Source organism: Streptomyces sp. NPDC058045 (genome assembly GCF_042885635.1).
Taxonomy (GTDB): Bacteria; Actinomycetota; Actinomycetes; order Streptomycetales; family Streptomycetaceae; genus Streptomyces.
Genome location: NZ_JBHVRR010000012.1, coordinates 1 through 25,245 on the forward strand (window position 1 = coordinate 1; position 25,245 = coordinate 25,245).

The 25,245-nt window shown below is 72.3% G+C and carries 26 protein-coding genes and 1 pseudogene; 12 read left to right on the plus strand and 15 right to left on the minus strand.

Translation table 11 applies throughout. The features are described from left to right. Positions 1-236: 236 nt before the first annotated feature. Positions 237-1,058 (minus strand): purine-nucleoside phosphorylase, encoded by an 822-nt coding sequence (locus tag ACFVST_RS10155; RefSeq protein WP_390148776.1) that lies wholly within the window; start codon positions 1,056-1,058, stop codon positions 237-239. 86 nt (positions 1,059-1,144) lie between these two features. Next, the gene (locus tag ACFVST_RS10160; RefSeq protein ID WP_390148778.1) at positions 1,145-1,582 is read right to left on the minus strand and encodes a gamma-glutamylcyclotransferase; all 438 of its coding nucleotides are present in this window, start codon (positions 1,580-1,582) and stop codon (positions 1,145-1,147) included. A gap of 64 nt (positions 1,583-1,646) precedes the next feature. On the opposite strand from ACFVST_RS10160, the gene ACFVST_RS10165 reads away from it, so the two are divergent. Continuing rightward, positions 1,647-3,095: an NAD(P)H-quinone dehydrogenase gene (locus ACFVST_RS10165; protein WP_390148780.1), complete on the plus strand. Its 1,449-nt coding sequence runs from the start codon at positions 1,647-1,649 to the stop codon at positions 3,093-3,095. A 96-nt stretch (positions 3,096-3,191) separates the two neighbouring features. After that, positions 3,192-4,136 (plus strand): DeoR/GlpR family DNA-binding transcription regulator, encoded by a 945-nt coding sequence (locus ACFVST_RS10170; RefSeq protein ID WP_390148782.1) that lies wholly within the window; start codon positions 3,192-3,194, stop codon positions 4,134-4,136. A gap of 77 nt (positions 4,137-4,213) precedes the next feature. Here the strand turns inward: ACFVST_RS10170 and ACFVST_RS10175 are convergent, their stop codons facing one another. Both ACFVST_RS10175 and ACFVST_RS10180 read right to left on the minus strand, forming a co-directional pair. Then, on the minus strand, positions 4,214-4,798 hold the full coding sequence (locus tag ACFVST_RS10175) for a TetR/AcrR family transcriptional regulator (RefSeq protein WP_390148783.1): 585 nt from the start codon (positions 4,796-4,798) through the stop codon (positions 4,214-4,216). Positions 4,799-5,077: 279 nt separating this feature from the next. After that, complete coding sequence (locus tag ACFVST_RS10180; protein ID WP_390148785.1) at positions 5,078-6,850, minus strand: acetyl/propionyl/methylcrotonyl-CoA carboxylase subunit alpha; 1,773 nt, start codon at positions 6,848-6,850, stop codon at positions 5,078-5,080. Between the two features lie 486 nt (positions 6,851-7,336). Here ACFVST_RS10180 and ACFVST_RS10185 point away from each other — a divergent pair, with 486 nt between their 5' ends. After that, positions 7,337-7,801, plus strand: a complete 465-nt coding sequence (locus ACFVST_RS10185; RefSeq protein ID WP_390148787.1) for a hypothetical protein — start codon at positions 7,337-7,339, stop codon at positions 7,799-7,801. A 28-nt stretch (positions 7,802-7,829) separates the two neighbouring features. On the opposite strand, the gene ACFVST_RS10190 is transcribed toward ACFVST_RS10185, so the two are convergent. The 4 genes from ACFVST_RS10190 to ACFVST_RS10205 form a co-directional block, all read right to left on the minus strand. Further along, a complete protein-coding gene (locus tag ACFVST_RS10190) occupies positions 7,830-8,441 on the minus strand; it encodes a Maf family protein (protein ID WP_390148788.1) in 612 nt (203 codons plus the stop codon). A gap of 86 nt (positions 8,442-8,527) precedes the next feature. Further along, positions 8,528-8,656: a morphogenic membrane protein MmpB gene (gene mmpB / locus ACFVST_RS10195; RefSeq protein WP_390148789.1), complete on the minus strand. Its 129-nt coding sequence runs from the start codon at positions 8,654-8,656 to the stop codon at positions 8,528-8,530. Between the two features lie 295 nt (positions 8,657-8,951). Beyond that, a complete protein-coding gene (locus ACFVST_RS10200; protein ID WP_390148790.1) occupies positions 8,952-9,161 on the minus strand; it encodes an acyl-CoA carboxylase epsilon subunit in 210 nt (69 codons plus the stop codon). Between the two features lie 8 nt (positions 9,162-9,169). Continuing rightward, positions 9,170-10,783 (minus strand): acyl-CoA carboxylase subunit beta, encoded by a 1,614-nt coding sequence (locus ACFVST_RS10205; RefSeq protein WP_390148791.1) that lies wholly within the window; start codon positions 10,781-10,783, stop codon positions 9,170-9,172. A 222-nt stretch (positions 10,784-11,005) separates the two neighbouring features. Here ACFVST_RS10205 and ACFVST_RS10210 point away from each other — a divergent pair, with 222 nt between their 5' ends. The 4 genes from ACFVST_RS10210 to ACFVST_RS10225 all read left to right on the plus strand — a co-directional run bounded on the left by ACFVST_RS10210 (position 11,006) and on the right by ACFVST_RS10225 (position 15,491). Next, positions 11,006-11,890: a biotin--[acetyl-CoA-carboxylase] ligase gene (locus ACFVST_RS10210; RefSeq protein ID WP_390148792.1), complete on the plus strand. Its 885-nt coding sequence runs from the start codon at positions 11,006-11,008 to the stop codon at positions 11,888-11,890. A 128-nt stretch (positions 11,891-12,018) separates the two neighbouring features. Continuing rightward, positions 12,019-13,233 carry an adenylate/guanylate cyclase domain-containing protein gene (locus ACFVST_RS10215; RefSeq protein WP_390148793.1) on the plus strand — a complete coding sequence of 405 codons (1,215 nt, stop codon included), beginning with the start codon at positions 12,019-12,021 and terminating at the stop codon, positions 13,231-13,233. Positions 13,234-13,344: 111 nt separating this feature from the next. Continuing rightward, the gene (locus ACFVST_RS10220; protein WP_390148794.1) at positions 13,345-14,139 is read left to right on the plus strand and encodes an enoyl-CoA hydratase/isomerase family protein; all 795 of its coding nucleotides are present in this window, start codon (positions 13,345-13,347) and stop codon (positions 14,137-14,139) included. A gap of 203 nt (positions 14,140-14,342) precedes the next feature. After that, positions 14,343-15,491: a diguanylate cyclase domain-containing protein gene (locus ACFVST_RS10225; protein WP_390148796.1), complete on the plus strand. Its 1,149-nt coding sequence runs from the start codon at positions 14,343-14,345 to the stop codon at positions 15,489-15,491. Positions 15,492-15,513: 22 nt separating this feature from the next. On the opposite strand, the gene ACFVST_RS10230 is transcribed toward ACFVST_RS10225, so the two are convergent. Continuing rightward, a complete protein-coding gene (locus ACFVST_RS10230; RefSeq protein ID WP_390148798.1) occupies positions 15,514-15,789 on the minus strand; it encodes a hypothetical protein in 276 nt (91 codons plus the stop codon). Positions 15,790-15,898: 109 nt separating this feature from the next. Between ACFVST_RS10230 and ACFVST_RS10235 the strand changes: the two genes are divergently transcribed. The 4 genes and pseudogenes from ACFVST_RS10235 (at position 15,899) to ACFVST_RS10250 (ending at position 19,351) form a co-directional block, all read left to right on the plus strand. Further along, the gene (locus ACFVST_RS10235; RefSeq protein ID WP_390148800.1) at positions 15,899-16,264 is read left to right on the plus strand and encodes a hypothetical protein; all 366 of its coding nucleotides are present in this window, start codon (positions 15,899-15,901) and stop codon (positions 16,262-16,264) included. Positions 16,265-16,469: 205 nt separating this feature from the next. After that, a complete protein-coding gene (locus ACFVST_RS10240; RefSeq protein ID WP_390148802.1) occupies positions 16,470-17,735 on the plus strand; it encodes an Ig-like domain-containing protein in 1,266 nt (421 codons plus the stop codon). Positions 17,736-18,044: 309 nt separating this feature from the next. After that, a pseudogene (locus ACFVST_RS10245) lies at positions 18,045-18,356 on the plus strand (helix-turn-helix domain-containing protein); the annotation flags it as partial. Positions 18,357-18,742: 386 nt separating this feature from the next. After that, positions 18,743-19,351 carry a maleylpyruvate isomerase N-terminal domain-containing protein gene (locus ACFVST_RS10250; RefSeq protein ID WP_390148804.1) on the plus strand — a complete coding sequence of 203 codons (609 nt, stop codon included), beginning with the start codon at positions 18,743-18,745 and terminating at the stop codon, positions 19,349-19,351. 43 nt (positions 19,352-19,394) lie between these two features. On the opposite strand, the gene ACFVST_RS10255 is transcribed toward ACFVST_RS10250, so the two are convergent. The 6 genes from ACFVST_RS10255 to ACFVST_RS10280 form a co-directional block, all read right to left on the minus strand. Beyond that, positions 19,395-20,006 carry a ClpP family protease gene (locus ACFVST_RS10255; RefSeq protein WP_390148806.1) on the minus strand — a complete coding sequence of 204 codons (612 nt, stop codon included), beginning with the start codon at positions 20,004-20,006 and terminating at the stop codon, positions 19,395-19,397. A 3-nt stretch (positions 20,007-20,009) separates the two neighbouring features. Next, entirely contained in the window at positions 20,010-20,684 is a 675-nt protein-coding gene (locus ACFVST_RS10260) for an ATP-dependent Clp protease proteolytic subunit (RefSeq protein ID WP_390148808.1), read from the minus strand. A gap of 178 nt (positions 20,685-20,862) precedes the next feature. Beyond that, the gene (locus ACFVST_RS10265) at positions 20,863-21,096 is read right to left on the minus strand and encodes a DUF397 domain-containing protein (RefSeq protein WP_390148810.1); all 234 of its coding nucleotides are present in this window, start codon (positions 21,094-21,096) and stop codon (positions 20,863-20,865) included. Between the two features lie 144 nt (positions 21,097-21,240). Next, on the minus strand, positions 21,241-21,849 hold the full coding sequence (locus ACFVST_RS10270) for a hypothetical protein (protein WP_390148812.1): 609 nt from the start codon (positions 21,847-21,849) through the stop codon (positions 21,241-21,243). 60 nt (positions 21,850-21,909) lie between these two features. Continuing rightward, on the minus strand, positions 21,910-22,572 hold the full coding sequence (gene msrA, locus ACFVST_RS10275; RefSeq protein ID WP_390148813.1) for a peptide-methionine (S)-S-oxide reductase MsrA: 663 nt from the start codon (positions 22,570-22,572) through the stop codon (positions 21,910-21,912). 187 nt (positions 22,573-22,759) lie between these two features. Beyond that, positions 22,760-23,878: a hypothetical protein gene (locus ACFVST_RS10280; RefSeq protein ID WP_390148815.1), complete on the minus strand. Its 1,119-nt coding sequence runs from the start codon at positions 23,876-23,878 to the stop codon at positions 22,760-22,762. 99 nt (positions 23,879-23,977) lie between these two features. Here ACFVST_RS10280 and ACFVST_RS10285 point away from each other — a divergent pair, with 99 nt between their 5' ends. Next, positions 23,978-25,132 carry a cystathionine gamma-synthase gene (locus tag ACFVST_RS10285; protein WP_390148817.1) on the plus strand — a complete coding sequence of 385 codons (1,155 nt, stop codon included), beginning with the start codon at positions 23,978-23,980 and terminating at the stop codon, positions 25,130-25,132. Positions 25,133-25,245: the final 113 nt, after the last annotated feature.

The window sequence follows — 25,245 nt, forward strand, 5'->3', positions numbered from 1 at the left end:
GGGCGGGGGGCCGCGTGCGGGGGCGGGGCCGGGGGCGGCCCCCCCCCCGCCCCGCCCGGCCCCCCGGTGGCGGGGGCCGGGGGTGTGGGGGGATGTCCGTCCTCGGAGCCGGTACGTGAACGTTGGACGTCCGGTACGCGGAACTTGCACCGGCTCCTGCGGGCGCACATCCCCCCACACCCCCTCCGGTGCGTTTTCGGCTTTCCCGTGCTCGGGTGCGCCCTTTTGGGGCGGGGCTAGATGCGGGGGAGTACTCGGGTGAGGAGGGTGCCCATGCGGGTGGCGGAGTCGCGGCCTGCTTGGAGGACTTCCTCGTGGTTGAGGGGGGCGCCGGTCATGCCGGCGGCGAGGTTGGTCACCAGGGAGATGCCCAGGATCTCCAGGCCGGCCTCGCGGGCGGCGATCGCCTCCAGGACGGTGGACATGCCGACGAGGTCCGCGCCGAGGGTGCGGGCCATGCGGATCTCCGCGGGCGTCTCGTAGTGCGGGCCGGGGAACTGTGCGTAGACGCCCTCTTCGAGGGTGGCGTCGGTTTCCCGGCAGAGGGTGCGCAGCCGCGGGGAGTACAGGTCGGTGAGGTCCACGAAGTTGGCGCCGACGATGGGGGAGGCGCCGGTGAGGTTGAGGTGGTCGCTGATGAGGACGGGCTGGCCGGGGCGCATCCCCTCGCGGAGGCCGCCGCAGCCGTTGGTGAGGACGACGGTCTTCACGCCGGCGGCGGCCGCGGTGCGGACGCCGTGGGCCACGGAGGCGACGCCGCGGCCCTCGTAGTAGTGGGTGCGGCCGAGGAAGACCAGTGCGCGCTTCTCGCCCAGGCGGTACGAGCGGATCCGACCGCCGTGGCCCTCGACGGCGGGCGGCGGGAAGCCGGGGAGTTCGGTGACGGCGAACTCGTGCTCGGGGGCGCCTAGGGCGTCGACCGCGGGGGCCCAGCCGGAGCCCATGACCAGCGCGACATCGTGGGTGTCGGCGCCGGTCAGCTCGCGCAGGCGGACGGCGGCGTCGGCTGCGGCGGCGTACGGGTCGCCCTGGTTGTCCGGAAGTAGAGATGCGTTCACCCGGGTGAGAGTAGCCGCTCTTTGCCTACGCGCGTAGATGACGGAGGGAACGGGATTGCGATCGTTGTGTTGTCGTTTCCGACAGATCAGCGGGGGCGCTTGCGGAGTTCTGTCACATAGTCGTGCGGAGCGCCCGCGGATTCGGCGGCGTCGGCGATCTCGCCGAGGTAGCGCGCGGAGGGCAGGCCGCCCTCGTAGCCGTTGAGGACGTAGGCCCAGGCTGGTTCGTCGCCTTCGAGGGTGTGGACCCGCACCCGCATCCGGCGGTAGATGTCGAGGCCGACGCCCTCCCAGCGGTCCATGGAGTCCTCGTCCAGGGGCGCTATGTCGTACAGCGCGACGAAGACCTGGGAGCGCGGGGCTTCGGCGATGGTGGCGAGGGAGCCTTCCCAGCCCATGTGCTCGCCGCCGAAGGTGAGGCGCCAGCCGCTCAGCCAGCCGGTGGCGCGCAGCGGCGAGTGCGGTGCGCGGCGGGACATGAGCCGCGCGTCGAGATTGCCGGCGTACGCGGCGTAGAGCGACATGGGTTCGAGGGTACGGCAGGGACGGGGAACCCCCGGGGCGAACCAGGGTGAAGGGTGCGGGACAATGGAGTACGTGACTCGGATCGTGATCATCGGTGGTGGACCCGGCGGATACGAGGCGGCCCTGGTGGCGGCCCAGTTGGGCGCGGAGGTGACCGTCGTGGACTGCGACGGTCTGGGCGGTGCGTCGGTGCTTACCGACTGCGTGCCGTCGAAGACGCTCATCGCGACGGCCGAGGTGATGACGACTTTCGACTCCTCCTACGAGGAGTTGGGGATCATCGTGGCCGATGACACCCCGCCGCTGGAGCAGGCCGCCCGGGTCGTCGGGGTGGATCTGGGCAAGGTGAACCGGCGGGTGAAGCGCCTCGCGCTGGCCCAGTCGCACGACATCGCGGCCTCGGTGACCCGGGCCGGGGCGCGGGTGCGGCGGGGCCGCGGCCGGCTGAGCGGGCGCCAGGCGGCGGACGGGTCGCGGACGGTGGTGGTGACCGCGGCCGACGGCAGCGAGGAGACGCTGACCGCGGACGCGGTGCTGATCGCCACCGGCGCCCACCCGAGGGAGCTGCCGGACGCCCGGCCGGACGGCGAGCGCATCCTCAACTGGACCCAGGTGTACGACCTGGACGAGCTGCCGCGGGAGCTGATCGTGGTCGGCTCCGGTGTCACCGGTGCCGAATTCGCGGGCGCCTACCAGGCGTTGGGCTCGCGGGTGACGCTGGTCTCCAGCCGGGAGCGGGTGCTGCCGGGCGAGGACCCGGACGCGGCGGCCGTACTGGAGGACGTCTTCCGGCGCCGCGGGATGAACGTGATGTCCCGGACCAGGGCGCAGTCCGCGAAGCGCGTCGGGGACCGGGTGGAGGTGACCCTGTCGGACGGGCGGGTCATCAGCGGCACGCACTGCCTGATGGCGGTCGGCGCCATCCCCAACACCTCCGGGATGGGCCTGGAGGAGGCCGGGGTGCGGTTGCAGGACTCCGGGCACGTCCGGACGGACAAGGTCTCGCGCACCTCGGCGCCCGGGGTGTACGCGGCCGGCGATGTCACCGGGATCTTCGCGCTGGCCTCGGTGGCGGCGATGCAGGGCCGGATCGCGATGTACCACTTCCTGGGTGACGCGGTGGCGCCGCTGAATCTGAAGACGGTGTCCTCGAACGTCTTCACCGACCCGGAGATCGCCACCGTCGGCTACAGCCAGGCCGATGTGGACGGCGGGAAGATCGACGCCCGGGTGGTGAAGCTGCCCTTGCTGCGCAATCCGCGGGCCAAGATGCAGGGCATCCGGGACGGCTTCGTCAAGATCTTCTGCCGGCCCGGTACCGGGATCGTGGTCGGCGGTGTGGTGGTCTCGCCGCGCGCCTCCGAGCTGATCCACCCGATCTCGCTGGCGGTGGACAACAACCTCACCGTGGAGCAGATCGCCAACGCCTTCACGGTCTATCCGTCGCTCTCCGGTTCCATCGCGGAGGTGGCGCGGCAACTGCACACCCGCAAGACGAACGACGGCAGTTGACCCCGTATACCACTTCACGGGGGCGGGTGCGGACAATATCGGTTATCCGGTGCAAAGAGCTGAACGCAGTCGGTCGCCCGCGTTACTGTCTGTTCTGTGTTCGCTGCAGAACGTCGTCAATTGATCCTCGAAATGGTGCGGGCCAACGGGGCGGTTTCGCTCCGTGAGCTCGCCCGCGTCGTCCAGACCTCAGAAGTGACCGTACGGCGGGACGTGCGCGCGCTGGAGGCGGAAGGGCTCCTCGACCGCCGGCACGGCGGTGCGGTACTACCGGGCGGATTCACCCGCGAATCCGGCTTCCCGCAGAAATCCCATCTGGCCACGGCGGAGAAGACCGCCATCGCCGATCTCGCCGCGGGCCTCGTGCAGGAGGGCGAGGCGGTCGTGGTGGGCGCGGGTACCACCACCCAGGAACTGGCCCGCCGGCTGGCGAGAGTGCCCGGCCTGACCGTCGTCACCAACTCCCTGCTGGTCGCCCAGGCGTTGGCCCATGCCAACCGCGTGGAGGTGGTGATGACCGGCGGCACCCTGCGCGGCTCCAACTACGCGCTGGTGGGCAGCGGAGCGGAGCAGTCCCTCCAGGGGCTGCGGGTCTCCCGTGCCTTCCTGTCGGGCAGCGGGCTGACCGCGGAGCGCGGCCTCTCCACCTCCAACATGCTCTCCGCCAGCGTCGATCGGGCGCTGGTGCAGGCGGCGGCCGAGGTGGTGGTCCTCGCCGACCACGGCAAGCTCGGCACCGACACCATGTTCCAGACGGTGCCCACCGATGTCATCACCCGCCTGGTGACCGACGAGCCGCCCGCGCACGACGAACGGGCCGCCGCCGAACTCCAGGCCCTGGCCGACCAGGGCGTGGAGATCGCGGTGGCGGGGGAGTCGGCGGCGGCCGCCGAGCAGCCCCGCAGACCGCGCCGTGAGATGCCGCTGCCGGGTCCCCGCCGCCAGGTCTCGGGCAGCGCCCCGATGCGTGGAGCGGCGGTCCTGGGCAACGAGCAGTCGTCTGCGGATCGGACTCGGGTCGCGGACCTCAGACGCCGGTGAGCCGCCGACGGGACGCCGGTGGTCGTTGAACTTCCGTCCGGTGGGAGGGAGTTCGGCGGCGGGTCCCGTGCGGCGGGTCAGTGGGCGGCGGCCAGGCCGCGCAGGGTGAGGGTGAGCAGGCGGTCCGCCAGCAGCGGGTCGTCGGGGGTCTCCTCGGCGGCCAGGGCGATGGCGTTGGTCAGTTGCAGCAGGTCCGCGATGGCCACGTCCTCGCGGACGGCTCCGGCCCGCTGGGCGCGGGCCAGGAGGGCGCCGCCCGCCTCCCGCATCGGGGCGCTGCACCGCGCCAGGGCCGAACTCTCGTCCTGCGAGGCCGACATGAGGGCGCGGGACAGACCGCGGTACGCACCCGCGTGCGCTATCAGCGCCCGTAGCCAGGTGACCAGCGCCTCGCAGGGGGCGGGGGCGTCCAGCAGGGCCCGGGAGCGGTCCAGCAGATCGCGGACCGCGTCCTCGAAGACGGCGCTCATCAGGGCGTGCCGGGTGGGGAAGTGCCGGTAGAGGGTGCCGATGCCGACTCCGGCGCGGCGGGCCACGTCCTCCAGGGAGGTGCCGGTGCCGTGCTCGGCGAAGGCGGCCCGGGCCTCGGCCAGCAGGCGGGCGTGGTTGCGCCGGGCGTCGGCGCGGCGCCTGCGGGTGTCGGGGACGGTCTGCTCGCTCATCTCGGCCCGCCTCCTTCCCGGTACGGCGGCCTGCGTGCGCCAGTGCCACGGTACCGGCACGGCCGCGGGGGCGGGCCCCCGGGGTGCCAGGGGGGCCGGGCCCCCCCCCCGGGGGGGCGCCCGCCGGGATATAGCACAAGGGGCCGGCCGGCCCCCACCCCCCGCCCCCCCCCCCTCCCGGCGCGGGGCCCGGGGGCGCCCCGGCCCCCCGCCCCCGCCCCCGCGGGGGCCCCCCCCGGGGTGGCCCCGGGGGGCGCGCCCCCCCCGACGGGGGCTGCCTCAGTCCTTGATCTCGCAGATGGCGGCGCCGGAGGTGAGGGAGGCGCCGACCTCGGCGGTGAGGCCCTTGACGATGCCGGAGCGGTGCGCGTTTAGAGGCTGCTCCATCTTCATGGCCTCCAGGACGACGATCAGGTCGCCCTCCTTGACCTCCTGGCCCTCCTCCACCGCGATCTTGACGATGGTGCCCTGCATCGGGGAGGCGAGGGTGTCACCGGAGGCGGCGGGGCCGGACTTCCTGACGGCGCGGCGCTTGGGCTTGGCGCCCGCGGCCAGACCGCTGCGGGCCAGCGACATCCCGAGCGACGACGGCAGCGAGACCTCCAGGCGCTTCCCGCCGACCTCGACCACCACGGTCTCCCGGCCGGGCTCGTCCTCGGACTCGCTCTCGGCGGGGGCCGCGAACGGCTTGATGTCGTTCTCGAACTCGGTCTCGATCCACCGGGTGTGGACGGTGAACGGCTCGGCGGAGCCGGTGAGTTCGGGAGCGAAGGCCGCATCCCGCACCACGGTGCGGTGGAACGGGATCGCGGTGGCCATGCCCTCCACGGTGAACTCCTCCAGCGCCCGGGAGGCGCGCTGGAGGGCCTGCTCACGGGTGGCGCCGGTGACGACGAGCTTGGCGAGCAGCGAGTCCCAGGCGGGGCCGATGACCGAGCCGGACTCCACTCCGGCGTCCAGGCGCACACCGGGGCCGGACGGCGGGGCGAAGAGGCTGACGGTGCCGGGGGCGGGCAGGAAGCCGCGGCCCGGGTCCTCGCCGTTGATGCGGAACTCGAAGGAGTGGCCGCGTACCGCCGGGTCGTCGTAGCCCAGCTCCTCGCCGTCGGCGATGCGGAACATCTCGCGGACCAGGTCGAGGCCGGTGACCTCCTCGGTGACCGGGTGCTCCACCTGGAGGCGGGTGTTGACCTCAAGGAAGGAGATGGTGCCGTCCTGGCCGACGAGGAACTCGCAGGTGCCGGCGCCCTCGTAGCCGGCCTCCTTGAGGATGGCCTTGGAGGCGCGGTACAGCTCGGCGTTCTGCTCGGCGGAGAGGAACGGCGCGGGCGCCTCCTCCACCAGCTTCTGGTGGCGGCGCTGGAGGGAGCAGTCGCGGGTGGAGACCACCACGACGTTCCCGTGCTTGTCGGCGAGGCACTGGGTCTCGACGTGACGCGGGCGGTCCAGGTAGCGCTCCACGAAGCACTCGCCGCGGCCGAAGGCGGCGACCGCCTCGCGCACCGCCGACTCGTACAGCTCGGGGACCTCTTCGAGGGTGCGGGCGACCTTGAGGCCGCGGCCGCCGCCGCCGAACGCCGCCTTGATGGCGATGGGCAGCCCGTGCTCCTCGGCGAACGCGACGACCTCGTCGGCGCCGCCGACCGGATCCGGGGTGCCGGCGACCAGGGGCGCGCCGGCCCGCTGCGCGATGTGCCGGGCGGCGACCTTGTCGCCCAGGTCGCGGATGGCGTGCGGCGGCGGGCCGATCCAGGTCAGGCCCGCGTCGAGGACGGCCTGGGCGAACTCGGCGTTCTCGGAGAGGAATCCGTAGCCCGGGTGGACCGCGTCCGCACCCGAGTCGGCCGCGGCCTGGAGGACCTTCGCCATGTCCAGGTAGCTCGTCGCCGGGGTGTCACCTCCCAGTGCGAACGCCTCGTCCGCGGCCCGTACATGCACCGAGTCCCGGTCCGGTTCCGCGTATACGGCAACGCTTGCGATGCCCGCGTCCCGGCACGCCCGGGCCACTCGGACAGCGATCTCGCCGCGGTTGGCGATGAGCACCTTGCGCACGATGGCTCCTTCCCTGCTTGTTCATCCGGCGGAATGCACCCCCGGACCCCCGGCCGGATGTACCCGAGCGGGGCCCCCGCTGATCATCGTGCCGAAGACTTCGCTGCAACACGCCGAGTTTAGGGAATGCCGACACGGGCTCAGGACCCGCACTTGAGAGTGACCTTCCCTGCACGGAGCGTGAGGCGAGTTCTGGTCGAAAGGCTCGAACCCTGGTGTCTCCGAGGCCGGACGGGGTGTCTCGGACCGTCCTGCGGTCACCTTAACCCCGACGTGCGGTCAGGGTCTCTGTCCGTTGGCCCCGTTGGTGGCACCCGATTTTTTGTGGAATCCCTACTAGTGGTGGAAAGTTTCTTTGCGGCGCGGCGCCTCCGTCCGGCAGGGTCCGGTGGCGGGTGTGGACAGTGGCTGCGCACCCCCTTGTCGCCGCGCTTTACCCGTTAGTAGCGTGCGGGGTCGTTCGTACTTGGGGTAACCGAAGGTGGGGTGGGTGGGGTGGCACGCAGACCGGTGGCGCTGGTGGCCGCGGTGGTGCTCTTCGTGGAGGCGTTCGGCGTCGCGCTGCTGAACTGGTTCCTGAGTCTGGTGGTGGACCGGCAGGACATGTCGCTGGCCGGGCTCGATCCGCGCACCATGTCCGTCTCCACCTGGATCGCCGGCCTGGCCTTCGGCCTCTATCTGGCGCTCAACGGGGCGGTCCTGCTGATCGCCTCGGCACGGGACCGGGCGCCGGGCGGCTTCGGGCGGATCCTGCTGATCAGCGCGGCGGTGGTGCACGGGATGCTGGGCGCGTTCAGCATCGGCCTGGTGGGCTGGCTGGCGTTCCTGCTGATGATGGTGGTCCTGGGGCTGATCGTGCTCAGCCTGGTCGCCTTCGACCGCGCGCCCGCCCCGGCCCCCGCCGGCAAGGACGGCGGCCCCGCGGACGGTGGGGCTCCGCAACTCGCCTGAGACGGGCGGCAGTTGGCCCGACGGGCGCTCAGGGCGCCCACAACTCCGTGATGCCCACGCCCAGTTCGGCCAGCAGCCGGCGCAGCAGCGGCAGCGAGAGGCCCAGTACGTTACCGTGGTCGCCGTCGATACCCTCGATGAACGGTCCCGACCGGCCGTCCAGGGTGAACGCGCCCGCCACATACAGCGGTTCACCGGTCGCCACATAGGCGGCGATCTCCGCGTCGCTGGGCTCGCCGAACCGGACCACGGTGGACGCGGTCGCCTTGGCGTGGTGGCCGGTCACGGTGTCGTAGACGCAGTGCCCGGTCTGGAGGGTGCCGCTGCGGCCGCGCATGGCCTGCCAGCGGGCGGTGGCCTCGGCGGCGTCGGCGGGCTTGCCGAGGGCGTGGCCGTCCAGATCGAGCACCGAGTCGCAGCCCACCACCAGGGCGCCGCTGCGCACCACGTCCGGGCGGGCGGCGACCACCGAGGCCTTCGCCTGAGCCAGCGCCAGGGCCAGCTCGGCCGGGGTGGGCGCGCTGATCGCCTCCTCGTCGACTCCGCTGACGACGACGTCCGGGGCCAGCCCGGCCTGCCGGAGCAGGGCGAGCCGGGCGGGGGACTTCGAGGCGAGTACCAGGCGGCGTTGATCACTCATGGCGGCCAGCGTATCGGCGCCGGCCATGCCCCGCCGCCACCGGGCAGCCGGGGCGCTCGGGACGCGGCCACCGGGCACGGTCCGGGTCAGCGGACGCCCAGGACGATCATGGCCAGCACCATGGCCAGGGCCAGTAACAGGCCCGCGCGGCGCAGCATCGCCTGGGTGTCGCGCATCTCCTCGGGCGGCTCGTTCTCCGGATCGGACCACAACATGCCCTCGATCCTCGGGCCCCGGGCCGCCCCCGCGCCTGAGTACCCGTACTCAGGCCGTGTCGTTTGGATCTCCGTGGCGTCGCGGGTCCTGGCACGCTCCCCCAGCTACCGCTGGGAGGTGCCCCCACTCGCTGCACCGGCCGAACACCCAAGTACGTCCAGTACGAGGGAGTCCGGCCGGCACACCGAGAGCACGCTCCCCCAAGCTCTCAACTCCGTTCGAGCAGGGGGCACCCCCATGGACCCGCTCCTTCCTCCACGGAGATCCAAACGACACGGCCTAACCTGCCGGCCCTCACACCGGCCAGTAGGTGCGGACCCAGGAACGGGGGCCGGGGGAGGGGAGGTTGGCGTGGGCGACGCGGGCCGGGTCCGACCAGGCGGAGCCGGGCGGGGGCGCCTCCCCGGTGGCGCCGGTGGCCAGTGCGGCGGCCCGGGCGCGGACCACGGCGAGCGCCGCGGCCAGCTCTTCCGGGGTCGGATTGCCCCGTACGACCTTGATCATCTGGGCTCCTAGAGCGGGATGTTGCCGTGCTTCTTGGGCGGGAGGTTCTCCCGCTTGGTGCGCAACTGGCGCAGCCCGCGAACGATATGGCGGCGGGTCTCGGACGGCATGATCACGGCGTCGATATACCCGCGCTCGGCCGCCGCATACGGGTTGAGGAGGGTGTCCTCGTACTCCTGGATGAGCTTCTCGCGCAGGGCGGCCTGCTCCACCTCGGGGGCGGCGGCGATGGTGCGGCGGTGCAGGATGTTGACGGCGCCCTGGGCGCCCATCACGGCGATCTGGGCGGTGGGCCAGGCCAGGTTGAGGTCGGCGCCGAGGTGCTTGGAGCCCATCACGTCGTAGGCGCCGCCGAAGGCCTTGCGGGTGATGACGGTGATCAGCGGGACGGTGGCCTCGGCGTACGCGAAGATCAGCTTGGCGCCGCGGCGGATGATGCCGGTGTGCTCCTGGTCGACGCCGGGCAGGAAGCCGGGCACGTCGACGAAGGTGAGCACCGGCACGTTGAAGGCGTCGCAGGTGCGCACGAAGCGGGCGGCCTTCTCGCTGGCGCCGATGTCCAGGCAACCGGCGAACTGCATCGGCTGGTTGGCGACGATCCCCACCGGATGCCCCTCGACCCGGCCGAACCCGGTGGTGATGTTCGGCGCGAACATCGGCTGCGTCTCGAAGAACTCCTGGTCGTCCAGGACGTGTTCGACCACATTGCGGATGTCGTACGGCTGGTTGGCGCTGTCCGGGACGATGGTGTCCAGCTCGCGGTCGTCGTCGCTGACCGCCAGATCGGCCTCCTGCGGGAAGGCGGGCGGCTCGCTCAGATTGTTCGAAGGCAGGTACGAGAGCAGGGACTTGACGTATTCGACCGCGTCCTTCTCGTCGCCCGCCATGTGGTGCGCGACGCCGGAGGCCGTGTTGTGGGTGCGGGCGCCGCCCAGCTCCTCCATCCCGACGTCCTCACCGGTGACGGTCTTGATGACGTCGGGACCGGTGATGAACATGTGGGACGTCTGGTCGACCATGACGGTGAAGTCGGTGATGGCCGGCGAGTAGACCGCGCCGCCCGCGCAGGGGCCGACGATCAGGCTGATCTGCGGGATGACGCCGGAGGCATGGGTGTTGCGGCGGAAGATCTCGCCGTACATGCCGAGCGCGCTGACGCCCTCCTGGATACGGGCGCCGCCGGAGTCGTTGATGCCGATGACGGGGCAGCCGGTCTTCAGCGCGAAGTCCATCACCTTGCTGATCTTCTGGCCGAAGACCTCGCCGAGGGCGCCGCCGAAGACGGTGAAGTCCTGCGAGAAGACGGCCACCGGGCGGCCGTCGACGGTGCCGTAGCCGGTGACGACGCCGTCGCCGTAGGGGCGGTTCTTCTCCATGCCGAAGTCCGTGGAGCGGTGCTGGGCGAACTCGTCCAGCTCCACGAACGAGCCCTCGTCCAGCAGGAGTTGGATCCGCTCACGCGCCGTCAGCTTGCCCTTGGCGTGCTGCTTCTCGACCGCGCGGGCCGACCCGGCGTGCGTCGCCTCCTCGATCCTGTGCTGGAGATCCGCCAGCTTGCCGGCGGTGGTGTGGATGTCGATCTCGCCCTGCTGATCGACCTGGCGCTCTTCCGGCTCGGACATCGGGACGTGGCTCCCTGGCTGCTCATCGGTGCGTGCGACGGGGTGCGTACGGCAGCCGGGCCGCGTTCCGGTACTCGGACCGGGGCCGCGACCGGCTACCGACTCGTAGCGTATCGGCGCGGATACGGCGGCGCAGTGCGTCGTTTGCCACACCGCCGGGCGCTGGACGGCAGCCGGTCACCTCGCCCGGCCAGCTATTGCCACGGCAATAGGGTTGCCGGCATGACGCCGTCCGACGCACACGACGACAACGCCGGCCGCTGGTCCGATCTGGAGCGGCCGCCGCTGCGGGCGGCCGCGCTGCGCCGCGCCCTGGTCCGGCCCGGCCGGCTCTGGACCTCCCTGGAGGTGACCGCCCAGACCGGATCCACCAATTCCGACCTGGCGGCCCGCGCGGACACCCTGGAAGAGGGCGCCGTACTCGTCGCCGAGGAGCAGACCAGCGGACGCGGCCGCCTCGACCGGGGCTGGAGCGCCCCGCCCCGCTCCGGCATCTTCTTCTCCGTACTGCTGCGGCCCGCGGTGCCCGTGGAGCGGCTCGGCTGGCTGCCGCTGCTGGCCGGGGTCGCCACCGCCACCGCGCTGTCCCGTACCGCCGGCGTGGACACCGCACTCAAGTGGCCCAACGACCTCCTGGTCACCGTCGACGGCCAGGAGCGCAAGGCCGCCGGCATCCTCGCCGAGCGCGCCGGGCACGGCGAGCGGGCCGCCGTCGTCCTCGGTATCGGCCTCAACGTCAGCCTGCGCGCCGAGGAACTCCCGGTGCCCACCGCCGCCTCCCTCGCCCTGGCCGGCGCCGCCCTCACCGACCGCGACCCGCTGCTCCGCGCCATCCTGCGCTCCCTGGAGAGCTGGTACGGGAAGTGGCGGACGGCGGACGGCGATCCGGCCGCCTGCGGACTGCTGGACACCTACGCCGCGGGCTGCGCCACCCTCGGCCGCCGGGTGCGCGCCGAGCTGCCGGGCGACCGGTTCCTCACCGGCGAGGCGGTCGCCGTGGACGGGGACGGGCGGCTGGTGATCGCCACCGAGGACGGTGTGCAGCAGCCCGTCGGTGCAGGTGACATCGTCCATCTGCGGCCGGCCGGCCCTTCTGCGGGGCGGTGAGCCTGACCCCCGCTGTCGTACTGTGTGCCCCGGGCGGCGAAGCGAACGACACCGCCGGGGTGCGGCCGGGCTCAGTAGAGTGGGGACCTGTTCGCACCTGACCGCGGCAGATCGGAAGGGCAGCAGGCGTGACCGTCGACGACTCGGGCTCCGGTACGGGGGCCTCGGGCGGCCGCCCGGAGGACGGGCCGCCGGGCCGCCCGCCCGGTGCGGCCGCCGCGGAGCCCGACGAGTCCCGGGACCCGGCCCCCGCGCCGGGCGAGCCGCCCGACCCGGACCTCGTCGCGGAGCCCGGCGAGGAGGACGATCCGCTGGCGCTGCGCCTGGAGGGCCTCATCCTCGGCGCGGAACGCCGCTACACCCCCTTCCAGGCGGCCCGCAGCGCCGGCGTCTCCATGGAGCTGGCCTCCCGCTTCTGGCGTGCGATGGGCTTCGCGGACATCGGCCAGGCCAAGGCGCTCACCGAGGCGGACGTACTGGCGCTGCGCCGGCTCGCGGGTCTGGTGGAGGCGGGCCTGCTCAGTGAGGCGATGGCGGTGCAGGTGGCCCGCTCCACCGGCCAGACCACGGCCCGGCTCGCCGAGTGGCAGATCGACTCCTTCCTGGAGGGCCTCACCGAGCCCCCGGAGCCCGGGATGACCCGTACCGAGGTCACCTATCCGCTGGTGGAGCTGCTGCTGCCGGAGCTGGAGGAGTTCCTGGTCTATGTGTGGCGGCGGCAGTTGGCCGCGGCCACCGGGCGGGTGGTGCAGGCCGCGGACGACGAGGAGATGGTGGACCGGCGGCTGGCCGTCGGCTTCGCGGACCTGGTCGGCTTCACCCGGCTCACCCGCCGGATGGAGGAGGAGGAACTCGGCGAGCTGGTCGAGGCGTTCGAGACCACGGCGGCGGATCTGGTCGCCGCCCGCGGCGGCCGGCTCATCAAGACCCTCGGCGACGAGGTCCTCTACGCGGCGGACGACGCCTCGGTGGCCGCGGAGATCGCGCTGCTGCTGATAGAGACCATGGCCAACGACGAGACCATGCCGGAGCTGCGCGTCGGGATCGCCTTCGGCACCGTCACCACCCGCATGGGAGACGTCTTCGGCACCACCGTCAACCTTGCCAGCCGGCTCACCTCCATCGCGCCGAAGGACGCGGTCCTGGTGGACGGCGCCTTCGCGGAGGAGCTGACCCGGCTCGGCGACGCCCCGGCCTCCGAGGCGGACGCCGCGCAGGCCGCCGCGGCCGCCGAGAAGGAGGGCGAGGCGCCCCCGGTGTACCGCTTCGCGCTCCAGCCGGTGTACCAGCGCCCGGTGCGCGGCCTCGGCGTGGTCGAGCCCTGGCTGCTGACCCGCCGCTAGGCGCACCCTCCCAGTCACCGCTGACCCGGTCGTCCCGTTCCGTGGGGCGGGCGCGGGTGGCATGATCCGCTCCGGTAACGGTCGTTGACAAGCTCGGCAGGGGAGACAGCCATGACCGCACAGCGCTACCGCGACCTGGTGGAGGTGCGCCGCCACGACCACGTCGCGGAACTCGCCCTGGACCGCCCCAAGGCGATGAACGCCGTCTCCACCGAGATGGCCCGCGCCCTCACCGAGGCCTGCGCGGCGCTCGCGGACGACCGCGAGGTACGGGCCGTGGTGCTCGCCTCCACCCATGAACGGGCCTTCTGCGTCGGCGCCGACCTCAAGGAGCGCGACTCCTTCACCGACGCCGACCTGATGCGCCAGCGCCCGGTGGCCCGCGCCGCCTACACCGCGGTACTCGAACTCCCGGTGCCCACCGTCGCCGCCGTACACGGCTACGCCCTCGGCGGCGGCTTCGAACTCGCCCTGTCCTGCGACCTGATCGTGGCCGACCGCACCGCCGTGGTCGGCCTGCCGGAGGTGTCCGTCGGGGTCATCCCGGGCGGCGGCGGCACCCAGTTGCTGCCGCGCCGGGTGGGTGCGGCGCGCGCCGCCGAACTCGTCTTCACCGCACGGCGGGTGCCGGCCGAGGAGGCGCACGGGCTGGGGCTGGTGGACGAGCTGGTGGACGAGGGCCGGGACGGCGCGGAGGCACGGGCGCTGGCCACCCGGATCGCCGCCAACTCGCCGGTCGGACTGCGCGCCGCCAAGCGTGCGCTGCGCCTCGGCCACGGCCTCGATCTGCGGGCCGGCCTGGAGGTGGAGGACGCGGCCTGGCGCGGCACCGCCTTCTCCGGCGACCGCGCCGAGGGCGTACGGGCGTTCAACGAGAAGCGCAGTCCGCGGTGGCCCGGTGAGTGACGGCGGATGAGTGGGGGGGTGAACGGGGGGTGAGCGGAGGGTGAGCGGCGGCCGTCGGTCGGCGGCTGGTGCGGGTGGGGTTGGTGGTGCGCGGGTGGGTGACGGCCGGGGCCGGGTGACGGTGGTAGGCCGGGTGGCCGGTGCAAACCCCTGTTCGCCGTATCAATGTCCCAAAATGCGGCAAACCTCCCTAGCCTGGAGTGATGGCAGAGGATGTGCGGCTGCGGGCCGTGGTGGACCTGGCTCAGGGGATGGCGGCGGCGCACACTCCGCGCGAGTCCTGGCACGCGGCCGCGGACGGCGCCCGGCGTGGGCTGACCGCCGCCTTCGCCGCGCTGTCGGTCTGGGAACGCGGCCGCGGACGGCTGCGGGTACTGGTCAACGCCGGTGAACGCGCCCCGGACGAGGAGGAGTTCCCCGAGGACGAGTCGTACCCGGTGCACCAGTTCCCGGAGATCGCGGAGTTCCTGCACGACCGCTGGGCCGGCGGGGACGGGCCCAGCGCCTGGGTGGAGACCGCCGCCGCCCCCACCGCCGGCCCCACCGCGCCCGTCGTCCGCCGGGGCCGCGCCGCCGCCCTGGCCCGCCGCGGCCGGGGCTGCTGCGTCGTCGCCCCGATCGTGCTGCACGGGCGGGCCTGGGGCGAGTTGTATGTGGCGCGGCCACCGGGCGCCGCCGTCTTCGACACCGAGGACGCGGACTTCGCCACCGTCCTCGCCAGCGTCGTCGCCGCCGGACTCGCCCAGAGCGAACGCCTGGAGGAGGCACGCCAACTCGCCTTCACCGACGCCCTCACCGGCGTCGCCAACCGCCGCGCCGTCGATATGCGGCTCGACGAGGCGGTCGAACTCCACCGCGTCGAGGGCACCGTGGTCAGCCTCGTGGTCTGCGACGTCAACGGCCTCAAGCACGTCAACGACACCCAGGGGCACGCGGTCGGCGACCGGCTGCTCGAACGCTTCGCCTCCGTATTGTCGTTGTGCGGCGCGATGCTGCCCGGCACGCTCGCCGCGCGGCTCGGCGGCGACGAGTTCTGCCTGCTGGCGGTCGGGCCCGAGGCGGACGAGGTGGTGCGGGTCGCCGGTGAACTCTGCCGCCGCGCCGAGGAGTTGCGCATCGGGGAGGGGGTGGCCTGCGGGGTGGCGTCCACCGGGGACCCGATCGGTGCGCTGCGCTCCGCCCGCCGCCTCTTCCGGCTCGCGGACGCCGCCCAGTACCGGGCCAAGGCGGCCCGCGCGGACCGGCCGGTGGTCGCCGGGCGGGACGGCCCGGACGACCCGGTGGTCCGCCTCGCCGACGCCTCCGCGCCACCCGCCGGGGAACGCCGCAGCATCCGCGGCCGCCGCCCCTGAACTCCCCCCGGACCAGGGCGACTTACTCCGCCGCTACGGTGCGCCCCCGCATCGAGTACGCGACGAAACCGGCGCCGACGCCCAGGAACACGGTGCCGCCCACCAGATAGGGCGTGGTGTCCACGCCGCCGGTGTCCGCGAGGCGGCCTTCCGGGGCGCCCACGGGGTCCTCGGCAGCCGCGGTCCGGGGGCGCTCCTCCGCCGTCGGTACCGCGTTCGCGGACGGGATGAACCAGAGGGCGCACAGCACAGTGCCCGCGGCGGTGGCGGTCAGCAACGATCGGCGTGCGGCGGACACGGAATATCGATCCCCTTGTGGCGCAGGTGAGTTGGCCCCGTACTCCGATGCTAGTGAAAGCCGCGGGTCGGGGGAAAGCCGCCGGAGACCGCCGCCGTACGCTCCGGGTATGAGCAATCCTGAGACGTCACGGTATGTCCGCCTCCAGGTCGACCTGGTGGTCGAGATCACCGACCCGGACGCGGTGACCGGAGCCGCCCTCCAGCGGATCGCGGACCGGGCGGCCGACGAGAACGAGACCGAGGACGAGCGGACGCTCAGCGAGGACGCGGTGCAGCAGGACGAGGCGGCGGCGCTGGCCTACCTCGTCGATCCCTTCGACCTCGTAGGTGACGTCCCGGGAACGGATCTGGTCCAGGCCTCGTGGAGCAGCGAGGACATCGACTACGATCCGGACGCGCCCCCTTGGGCGCCGGACGGGGACGAAGACGGGCAGGACACGGTACGCGGCGGGGGAACTCCGGGCCGCGACTGAGGTCGCCGAGGTCACAGTCCCGGCCGGCAACCGTCACCCCGCCTCCACTCGTCTCACCCGTTGCACTGCCGTACGGCCGCCCGCGTGGGACGTGGGATGTCCCACACTCCGGGCGTCATTGGAACGGGATGAACCGGGCAGGGCGTTGTAGGTGACTACGGGGATCCGTGTGCCCTCGGCGGGCGGAGACCGGGATTCGGCGACGATGGAGAAGCGTGTGATGACGGACCGTAGGCGGCGCAGGGGTCTCATGGCCGCGTCCGCCCTGCTCGGCGGTGTGATGGTGCTCTCCGCCTGCAACGACTCGGGCGGCAGCAGCGGCGCCGACTCGGGCGGGGGCAAGAAGCAGCAGCAGGTCGACGAGGCCGCCGCGAAGAAGACCTCCGAAGCCCGGATCAAGATCTCCCCGAAGGACGGCTCGGACAACGCCAGCATCAACAACGATGCCAAGGTCACCGTCAGCAAGGGCACGCTCAGCAAGGTCACCATGACCGGCAAGGACGGCACCGCGGTCGACGGCCGGATATCGGCGGACAAGAAGACCTGGACGCCGACCGGTGCGCTCGCCCGCGCCACCACCTACAAGGTCACCGTCGCCGCCGCTGACTCCGAGGGTCGCGTCGCCCACGAGAACGCCTCCTTCACCACCGTCTCCCCGGCCAACAGCTTCATCGGGAACTTCACCCCCGAGAACGGCGCCACCGTCGGCGTCGGGATGCCCGTGTCGATCAACTTCGACAAGGCCATCACCAACAAGAGCGCCGTGCAGAAGGGCATCACCGTCTCCACCACCAGCGGCCAGGAAGTCGTCGGCCACTGGTTCAACGGCAACCGCCTCGACTTCCGCCCCGAGAAGTACTGGCAGGGGGGCTCCACCGTCACCCTCAAGCTGAACCTCGACGGCGTCGAGGGCGCCAACGGCGTCTACGGCGTGCAGCAGAAGACCGTCTCCTTCAAGATCGGCCGCAACCAGGTCTCCGTGGTCGACGCCAAGTCGAAGACCATGAAGATCACCCGGGACGGCAGGGTCGTCAAGACCATCCCGATCTCCGCCGGCTCCCCGGACAACAAGACCTACGAAGGCCAGATGGTGATCTCCGAGAAGTTCAAGGAGACCCGGATGAACGGCGCCACCGTCGGCTTCACCGACGACGACGGCAAGGGCGAGTACGACATCAAGGACGTACCGCACGCCATGCGCCTCTCCAGCTCCGGCACCTTCATCCACGGCAACTACTGGGGCGGCCCCGGCGTCTTCGGCAACGCCAACACCAGCCACGGCTGCGTCGGCCTCCAGGACAAGAAGGGCGCCAACGACCCCAAGACGCCGGGCGCTTGGTTCTACAACAACTCCCTCATCGGCGATGTCGTCGTCGTGAAGAACACCGGCGACAAGACCGTCCAGCCGGACAACGGCCTCAACGGCTGGAACCTCGACTGGTCCCAGTGGAAGGCCGGCTCCGCCGCCTGATCCTCCGACCGCTGTCCGGTCACCGCTGTCCGGTCACCGCCGTCCGGCCGTGACCGGTCAGGCGGGGTACGGGGCTCTCCGTCCCGTACCCGTGCCGATGGCCCGCATCCCGTGGGGCGCTTCCAGGGGTGCGGGCCGACGCATGTACGCCCTGGGGAGACCGTTGCCATGCCCCCCGCCGGCACCGGTTCCGGCACGACCGGTTCCCGTGCCCGCCGGCTCCGGCACCACCGGCTCGGCCACCACCGTTCGCGTCGGGCGGAACGTCGTGGCGGTGCCCGGTGTGGCCCGGGCTCCTACCCTGGGGAGGTGAGCAGCCACGCGCCGAACCGAGCCCGCGTCCTCCCCCACTACCCGGCCACCACCGCCCCCGCCGCCCCATCCGGCGCCCGGGAACCGCTCTGGCGGAACCTCGTCGGCGACGTCCTGCGGCGCCGCCGTCTCGACCAGCAGCGCACCCTCAAGGAGGTGGCGCAGGCCGCCCGGATCTCCATGCCGTACCTCTCCGAGGTGGAACGCGGCCGCAAGGAGGCATCCTCCGAGGTGCTGGCCGCCGCCGCGCACGCCCTCGGACTGGGCCTGGCCGATCTACTGGCCCTGGTCCACGGCGAGTTGCTCCGCGCGGCCGAGGCCTGCCGACCGGCGTCCGACCCGGTGCCGCGTCCGGTACCCCGCGGCACCGGCCCCCGCCGCGGCCCCGGTACGGAGCCCTCGGCCGCGGCCGCCCAACTCCCCGCAGAGGCCGACGCGGCCCCGGAGCCGGCGGTCTCGACCCGCCCCGAACGCCGTACCGAGCCCCGCACCAGGACCGTGGCCGTCACCGCCCGCACCGCCGCCGGCCTGATCCGCCCCGGCACCACGCGCCTGCACCGCCCTGACCTCCGCCTCGTGGCATAGGCCGGACACGACCCGGGCGGGCGCGGCGCCGGATGGGGCCTTGGGCGCGCCCGCATCCGCAGTGCGACTGGCACCGCCAAGTCGCACAGGACGACCGCGAGGAGCTCCGCGTGGACCATCGGGACGTCGATTCCGCCGTGGCAGAGATGCTGCGGGTGCTCAGCCCCTTCACCACCGAGGACTGGACGGTTCCGGCGGGACCGCTTGAGTGGACCTGCCGGCAGACGGCAGCGCACATCGGACACGATCTGCTGGCCTACGCAGGGCAGTTGACAGCACAGCCCGTCGACGCCTACCTCCCCTTCGACCTGAAGATCCACCCCTCCGCCTCACCGGCCGAGGTACTCCTGGCCGTCGCCGCCTGCGGTGGGTTGCTGAGCAGCGCGTTGGCCACCGCCAGTCCGACCCTGCGGGCCTGGCACTGGGGCCCGTGCGACCCCGGGGGATTCGCGGCGATGGGCGTGGCCGAAACCCTGCTCCACACCCACGACATCACGCGGGGACTGTCCGTGGACTGGCTGCCACCAGCACCGCTGAGCGCAGCCGTACTCGACCGGCTCTTCCCCGACGCTCCGGCCGGAGACCCACACAGGTACTTCTCTGGTGCACCGGCCGCGGCGAACTCGACGGCCTCCCTCGCCGAACCTCCTGGAGGTGGGAAGCCGCACGATCGGACTGAGCAGGCCCTTACCGGCGAACTGCGCCCGACACAGCGCTAGTTGGGCGTTACCGGTGAGCGTTCCGCGGTGGCGGGGTGGATGGTCAGGCGGCGGCGGTCGGGAGGCGGCGTGGGGTGAGGACCTCGTCGGCCAGGCCGTATGCCACTGCCTCCTCCGCGGTGAAGACCTTGTCCCGGTCGGTGTCCGCTCTGAGCGTCGCCACCTCGTGGCCGGTGTGCCGGGAAAGGACCTCCTCGATCTGGGCGCGGATCCGGACCATCTCCTTCGCCTGTAGCGCCAGATCGGACACTGTGCCCTGCTGCCCGCCGCTCGCCGGCTGCCCCAACAGGACCCGCGCATGTTCCAGTACGAAGCGCCGCCCCGGATCGCCCCCGGCCAGCAGCACCGTCGCCGTCGACGCGGCCTCCCCCACACAGAAGGTGGAGATCGGTGCCCGCACATAGGACATGGTGTCGTAGATGGCCATCAGCGAAGTGACCGAGCCGCCGGGGGAGTTGAGGTAGATCGAGATCTCCCGGTCCGGAGCTGCGGACTCCAGGTGGAGAAGCTGGGCGATCACCACATTGGCCACACCGTCGTCGATCTCGGTGCCGACGAAGATGATCCGCTCGTTGAGCAGGCGACTGAAGACGTCATAGGACCGCTCGCCCTGCGGGGTGCGCTCCACGACATGCGGAATCGTGTACTGCCCCATGGCTCAGACCCCCAGTCCGATCTGGCGGCGCGGGCCGGACGGCCGCACCTCGGCGAGCGTGCTGACCACCCGGTCGACCATCCCGTACTCCCTGGCCTGCTCGGCGGTGAACCAGCGGTCCCGGTCCCCGTCGCGGGAGACGGTCTCCTCGCTCTGGCCGGTGTGCTCCGCGGTGATCCGCTCGATGGTCCGCTTGGTGAACTCCAGGTTCTCCGCCTGGATCGTGATGTCCGCGGTGGTACCGCCGACACCGCCCGACGGCTGGTGCATCATGATCCGCGCATGGGGCAGCGCGTACCGCTTGCCGCGGGTGCCGACGCTCAGCAGGAACTGCCCCATGCTGGCGGCGAACCCCATCGCCAGCGTGGACACGTCGTTCGGGATCAACTGCATCGTGTCGTAGATGGCGAGGCCCGCGGACACTGCGCCGCCGGGGCTGTTGATGCAGAGGGTGATGTCGGCCTTGGGGTCCTCCGCGGAGAGGATCAGCAACTGGGAGCAGACCCGGTTCGCGGACACCTCGTCCACCTGGGTGCCGAGCAACACGATGCGCTGGTTGAGGAGTTGGGCGGCCAGGTGGTCGTCCAGCGGGGTGGCGGAGGTGTCACCGTCCGCCGCGCGGGGCGGACGGGCCGAGGCCCGGGCGCTGTGGGCGTGCGCTGGGGATGCTGTGGTCATGGGTCCTCCCGGCGCGCGGCCGTCGGCCCTCTGACCGGCCGAGCTGCAAAAGCCGCGCTGCCTCCACACTCCCCGTCCGACCCCCGCCGGAGAAGCCCGCTCGGCCCGTGGCAGATCCGCCGACAGCAGAGCAACCGGACGGCGCCCTGCCCTCTGGAGCGCTAGGCCGGGGGGAGACTCAGGAGGTGGCGGTGGGCGGGGTGCCCGGGGTGGTCAGCGAGGGGGTGGCTTGGACGAAGGACGTCCAGGACGCCGGGTGCAGCGCGAGACCCCGCCGGAGCCGGTCCTTGCCGTCCCGTACCCGGACCCGCCCACCGGCCGCAGACGTTTCGGCCGCCCCGAGAGCGACCTCGACGCAGGCCGGCCCCATCGAGTCGCAGTGACTGGAAACCTGCCAGGTGGTTGCGGACACTCTCATCTCCTCAAGCTCGGTGACGCGGTGACGCGGTGACGCGGTGACGTCGTGAGGTGGAGAACTTGACGGTCACAGCTGTGGCGCGGTGATTTCGTGGCGCCGAGGCCGGGGCGGTGGCCGGTGGGTCTGGTGACAGGCTGGTCAGTTGATCCGGTGGTTGTCCGGGCGGGGTATGGCCAGCTCGGTGATGCCGAGGTCGCGGCGCATGGTCTGCCGAACCGCGTACAGGCCCTCCGAAGCGTGCTCTATTCGTGCCTGGATGTCATCGAGAGACGCCGATGCCGATGCCGACCCCGACTCCGTATCGGGTGCCGAGACCTGTCCCTCGTGCTCACCCAGCAGGTAGTGCACCCGGTACAACTGCTGCACGACACTGCTGCTCGCCAGCAGCACATCGTCCGGGACCACCATCTGCGCCTCGGCGTACGCCTCGCGCAGCGCCTGGCGTGCCGCCTCGCGCTCCTCTGTCTGTCCTGCCGGAGCCGGGCCCGCCCGCAGCACCCCGAGGTGCTTGGACACCGTGTAGTGGAACTGCCGCAGCCGATGGTTGAACGCGGTGTACGCCGCCCGCCGTTCCTGCACCGTCTCCCGGTGCTCGGCCGCCGCCCGCTCGGCCTCCCGCTCGCGCTGCGCATGGTCCAGCTCCAGCGACTTGGCCCGCAGCGCGCTCCGGTGCGCCAGCACTCCCGACAGGAGTGTCCCGACCACACCCACAACGGCCACGGTCAGCGCGACGACGGAGGAACCCATGCCCTCAAACTACCCCGACTCCCCTGCATACGGGGGCAGTTGGGGCAGCTCAGCTCCCCCTCAGCCCTCGGCGGGCGCCACCCCGATCGGGCAGGAGACCCCCGTCCCGCCGATGCCGCAGTATCCGGCCGGGTTCTTGTCCAGGTACTGCTGGTGGTACGGCTCGGCCGGGTAGAACGGGCGATCGTCGGCGGGCAGGATCTCGGTGGTGATGTTGCCGTGGCCGGAGCCGGTGAGGACCTGCTGGTAGGCCGTGCGGGAGGACTCGGCGGCGGCGCCCTGCTCCGGGGTGTGCGGGTAGATCGCGGAGCGGTACTGGGTGCCGACGTCGTTGCCCTGGCGGAAGCCCTGGGTCGGGTTGTGCGCCTCCCAGAACACCTTCAGCAGTTGCTCGTAGCTGATCCGCGCCGGGTCGTACACCACGCGGACGGCTTCGGTGTGCCCGGTGCGGCCCGAGCAGACCTCCTCATAGGTCGGGTTCGGCGTGTGGCCGCCCTGGTAGCCGACGAGGGTGGTCCACACGCCGTCGGTCTCCCAGAACTTCCGTTCGGCGCCCCAGAAGCAGCCCAGGCCGAAGTCCGCCACCGCCAGGCCCGCCGGGTAGGGGCCGAGCAGCGGGTTGCCGAGGACGGTGTGGCGTTCGGGGACCGCGAAGGCCGGTTCCGGGCGGCCGCGGAGGGCCTGGTCCGGGGTGGGCAGCACGGGCGTACGACCGAAGATCATTTCTGTTCGCTCTCCTCGGGGCGGGGACCAGCGGACGACGGGCGATCAGCGGCGGGCGGCGCGACCGTCCTGGGACCGCGAGGACGATCGTCCGCGGACCGCTCGTCCGCAGACCACTACGGCAATCCGTAAAGGGACAACGAAGAACGGGCACCGCGGATTCCCCACCCGGCTCCCCGGGGCGGTGTCACTGCGGCAGGGTGGCCGGGCTGCCACCGTTGGCCTCGTAGCCGGCCACGGCGAGGGCGCGGAAGATCGCGTAGTCCGCGGCCGGGTCGGCGGCGAGGGTCCAGGGCAGGGCACCGACATGGCCGTCGACGTGTATCAACTGGTCCATGGCCTCGCCCCAGCGTTCGCCCTGCACCAGGAAGAACAGCAGCAGATGGCAAACGTGTGCGGTCATCGGGTCGTCCGGGCGGGCCGAGTGCACGGCGAACTGGGCGCCCTGCACGGCCTTGGTGACGACCTCGCTCTGATGGAAGCCGCGCACCAGATTGACCTCCGGCAGATGCTCGTACACAGCGAACAGCGGCATCGCCGACAGCAGGGAGCCGCCGGGAGCGCGGGCCGCGGCGGCCTCCGCGAAGGAGTACGCCTCGGCGCGGGAGCCGTGCCACTTCTCGCACCAGTAGTGCAGCGCCGCCAGATGCGCGCCCATATGGGACGGTGCCCGGTCCAGGATCTTCAGCCAGAGCTGCTCGAACTCGGCCTGCGGATAGGCCAGTCCACGCGCGATGGACAACTCGATGATGTACGGCACCGGGTCGCCGGGGGAGAGCAGCGCGGCCTGCGCGCAGGCCTCCCGGGCCTCTTCGAGGATGATGCGGAACTCGTCGGTGCCTGCCGTCGAGGTGCGCCACGCCTGCTGCACCAGGAACTCCGCGTGCACCGCCGCGCCGCCCGCGTCCTTGGGCGACTCCGTCCGCCACACCCGCAGCCACTGCCCGCCCGGGCTCTCGCTCACCCCGCCGGGCCGCTGCTGGAGCTCCAGTGCGCCGGCACCCGCGAAGGCCTGCACCCGCTGCCAGCGCAGCTCGCCCTCCATCTCGGTGCCGGCCAGGAGCTGCGCCGCGGCCCGCCAGTCCTGGGTGCGCTGCACCATGTCGAGGACGTCCGTCAGGTCCTGGTCGGGGCCCGGCATCCGGATGTCCAGGTCTTCCTGGCGCACGAAACCGTAGTCGGACGGGTCCGCCGCGTCCGGTGCGGACGGGCTGACCAGTCGGAGCCCGCCCCGCCTGCGCAGTACGAAGGGGCCGAGGGCGGCCGCGAACAGCCCCATCGCGATGAGGACCCAGAGAATCGCCATGGCACCAGCGAACCAGAACGCGGGGGCGATTGGCGAACCCGTCCCCGCGGGCTTGCACAAGGGGCCTCGTCGGTCGCGCCGCCGCATTACCCTCGCCCCATGAACGACTCGCGCGACAGGCAGAACTTCGAGACCGTGGCGATCCACGCGGGCAACACCGCCGACCCGCAGACCGGGGCCGTGGTGCCGCCGATCTACCAGGTCTCCACGTACAAGCAGGACGGTGTGGGCGGGCTGCGCGGCGGCTACGAGTACAGCCGCAGCGCCAACCCGACGCGGACCGCGCTGGAGGAGAACCTCGCCGCGCTGGAGGGCGGCCGCCGCGGGCTGGCCTTCGCCTCCGGGCTGGCCGCGGAGGACTGCCTGCTGCGGACCCTGCTGTCCCCCGGTGACCATGTGGTGATCCCGGACGACGCCTACGGCGGCACCTTCCGGCTGTTCGCCAAGGTCGTCTCCCGCTGGGGTGTGGAGTGGTCGGTGGCGGACACCGCCGATCCGGCGGCGGTCCGCGCGGCGATCACCCCGCAGACCAAGCTGGTGTGGGTGGAGACCCCGTCGAACCCGCTGCTCGGCATCACCGACATCGCCGCGGTGGCCGAGGTGGCGCGATCCGCCGGGGTGCGTCTGGTGGTGGACAACACCTTCGCCAGCCCCTACCTCCAGCAGCCGCTGGCGCTGGGCGCAGATGTGGTGGTGCACTCCACGACGAAGTACATGGGCGGCCACTCGGATGTGGTGGGCGGTGCGCTCGTCACCGGGGACGAACAACTCGGTGAGGAGCTGGCGTTCCACCAGAACGCGATGGGCGCGGTGGCCGGCCCGTTCGACGCCTGGCTGGTGCTGCGCGGCATCAAGACGCTGGCGGTGCGCATGGACCGGCACGGTGAGAACGCGGCCCGGGTGGCGGAGATGCTGTCCCGGCACCCGAAGGTGAGCCAGGTGCTCTACCCGGGGCTCGCGGAGCACCCTGGTCATGAGATCGCGGCCAAGCAGATGCGGTCGTTCGGGGGCATGGTGTCCTTCCGGGTACGGGGCGGGGAGGAGGCGGCGGTCGAGGTGTGCAACCGGGCCGAGCTCTTCACCCTGGGGGAGTCGCTGGGCGGTGTGGAGTCGCTGCTTGAGCACCCGGGCCGGATGACGCACGCTTCGGCGGCCGGGTCAGCACTTGAGGTGCCGGGGGACTTGGTACGGCTCTCGGTGGGCATCGAGTCGGGCGACGACCTGGTGGCGGACCTGAAGCAGGCCCTGGGCTGAGGCACCCGCAGCCGAGCCGGGCCGCCCCGCGCCGGGCGCCCGGCTCCGCCGCCGATCGTCGTGGAGCCGGTTCTCGTGGAGTTGATCGACGGGGAGCCGATCGACGGGGAGCC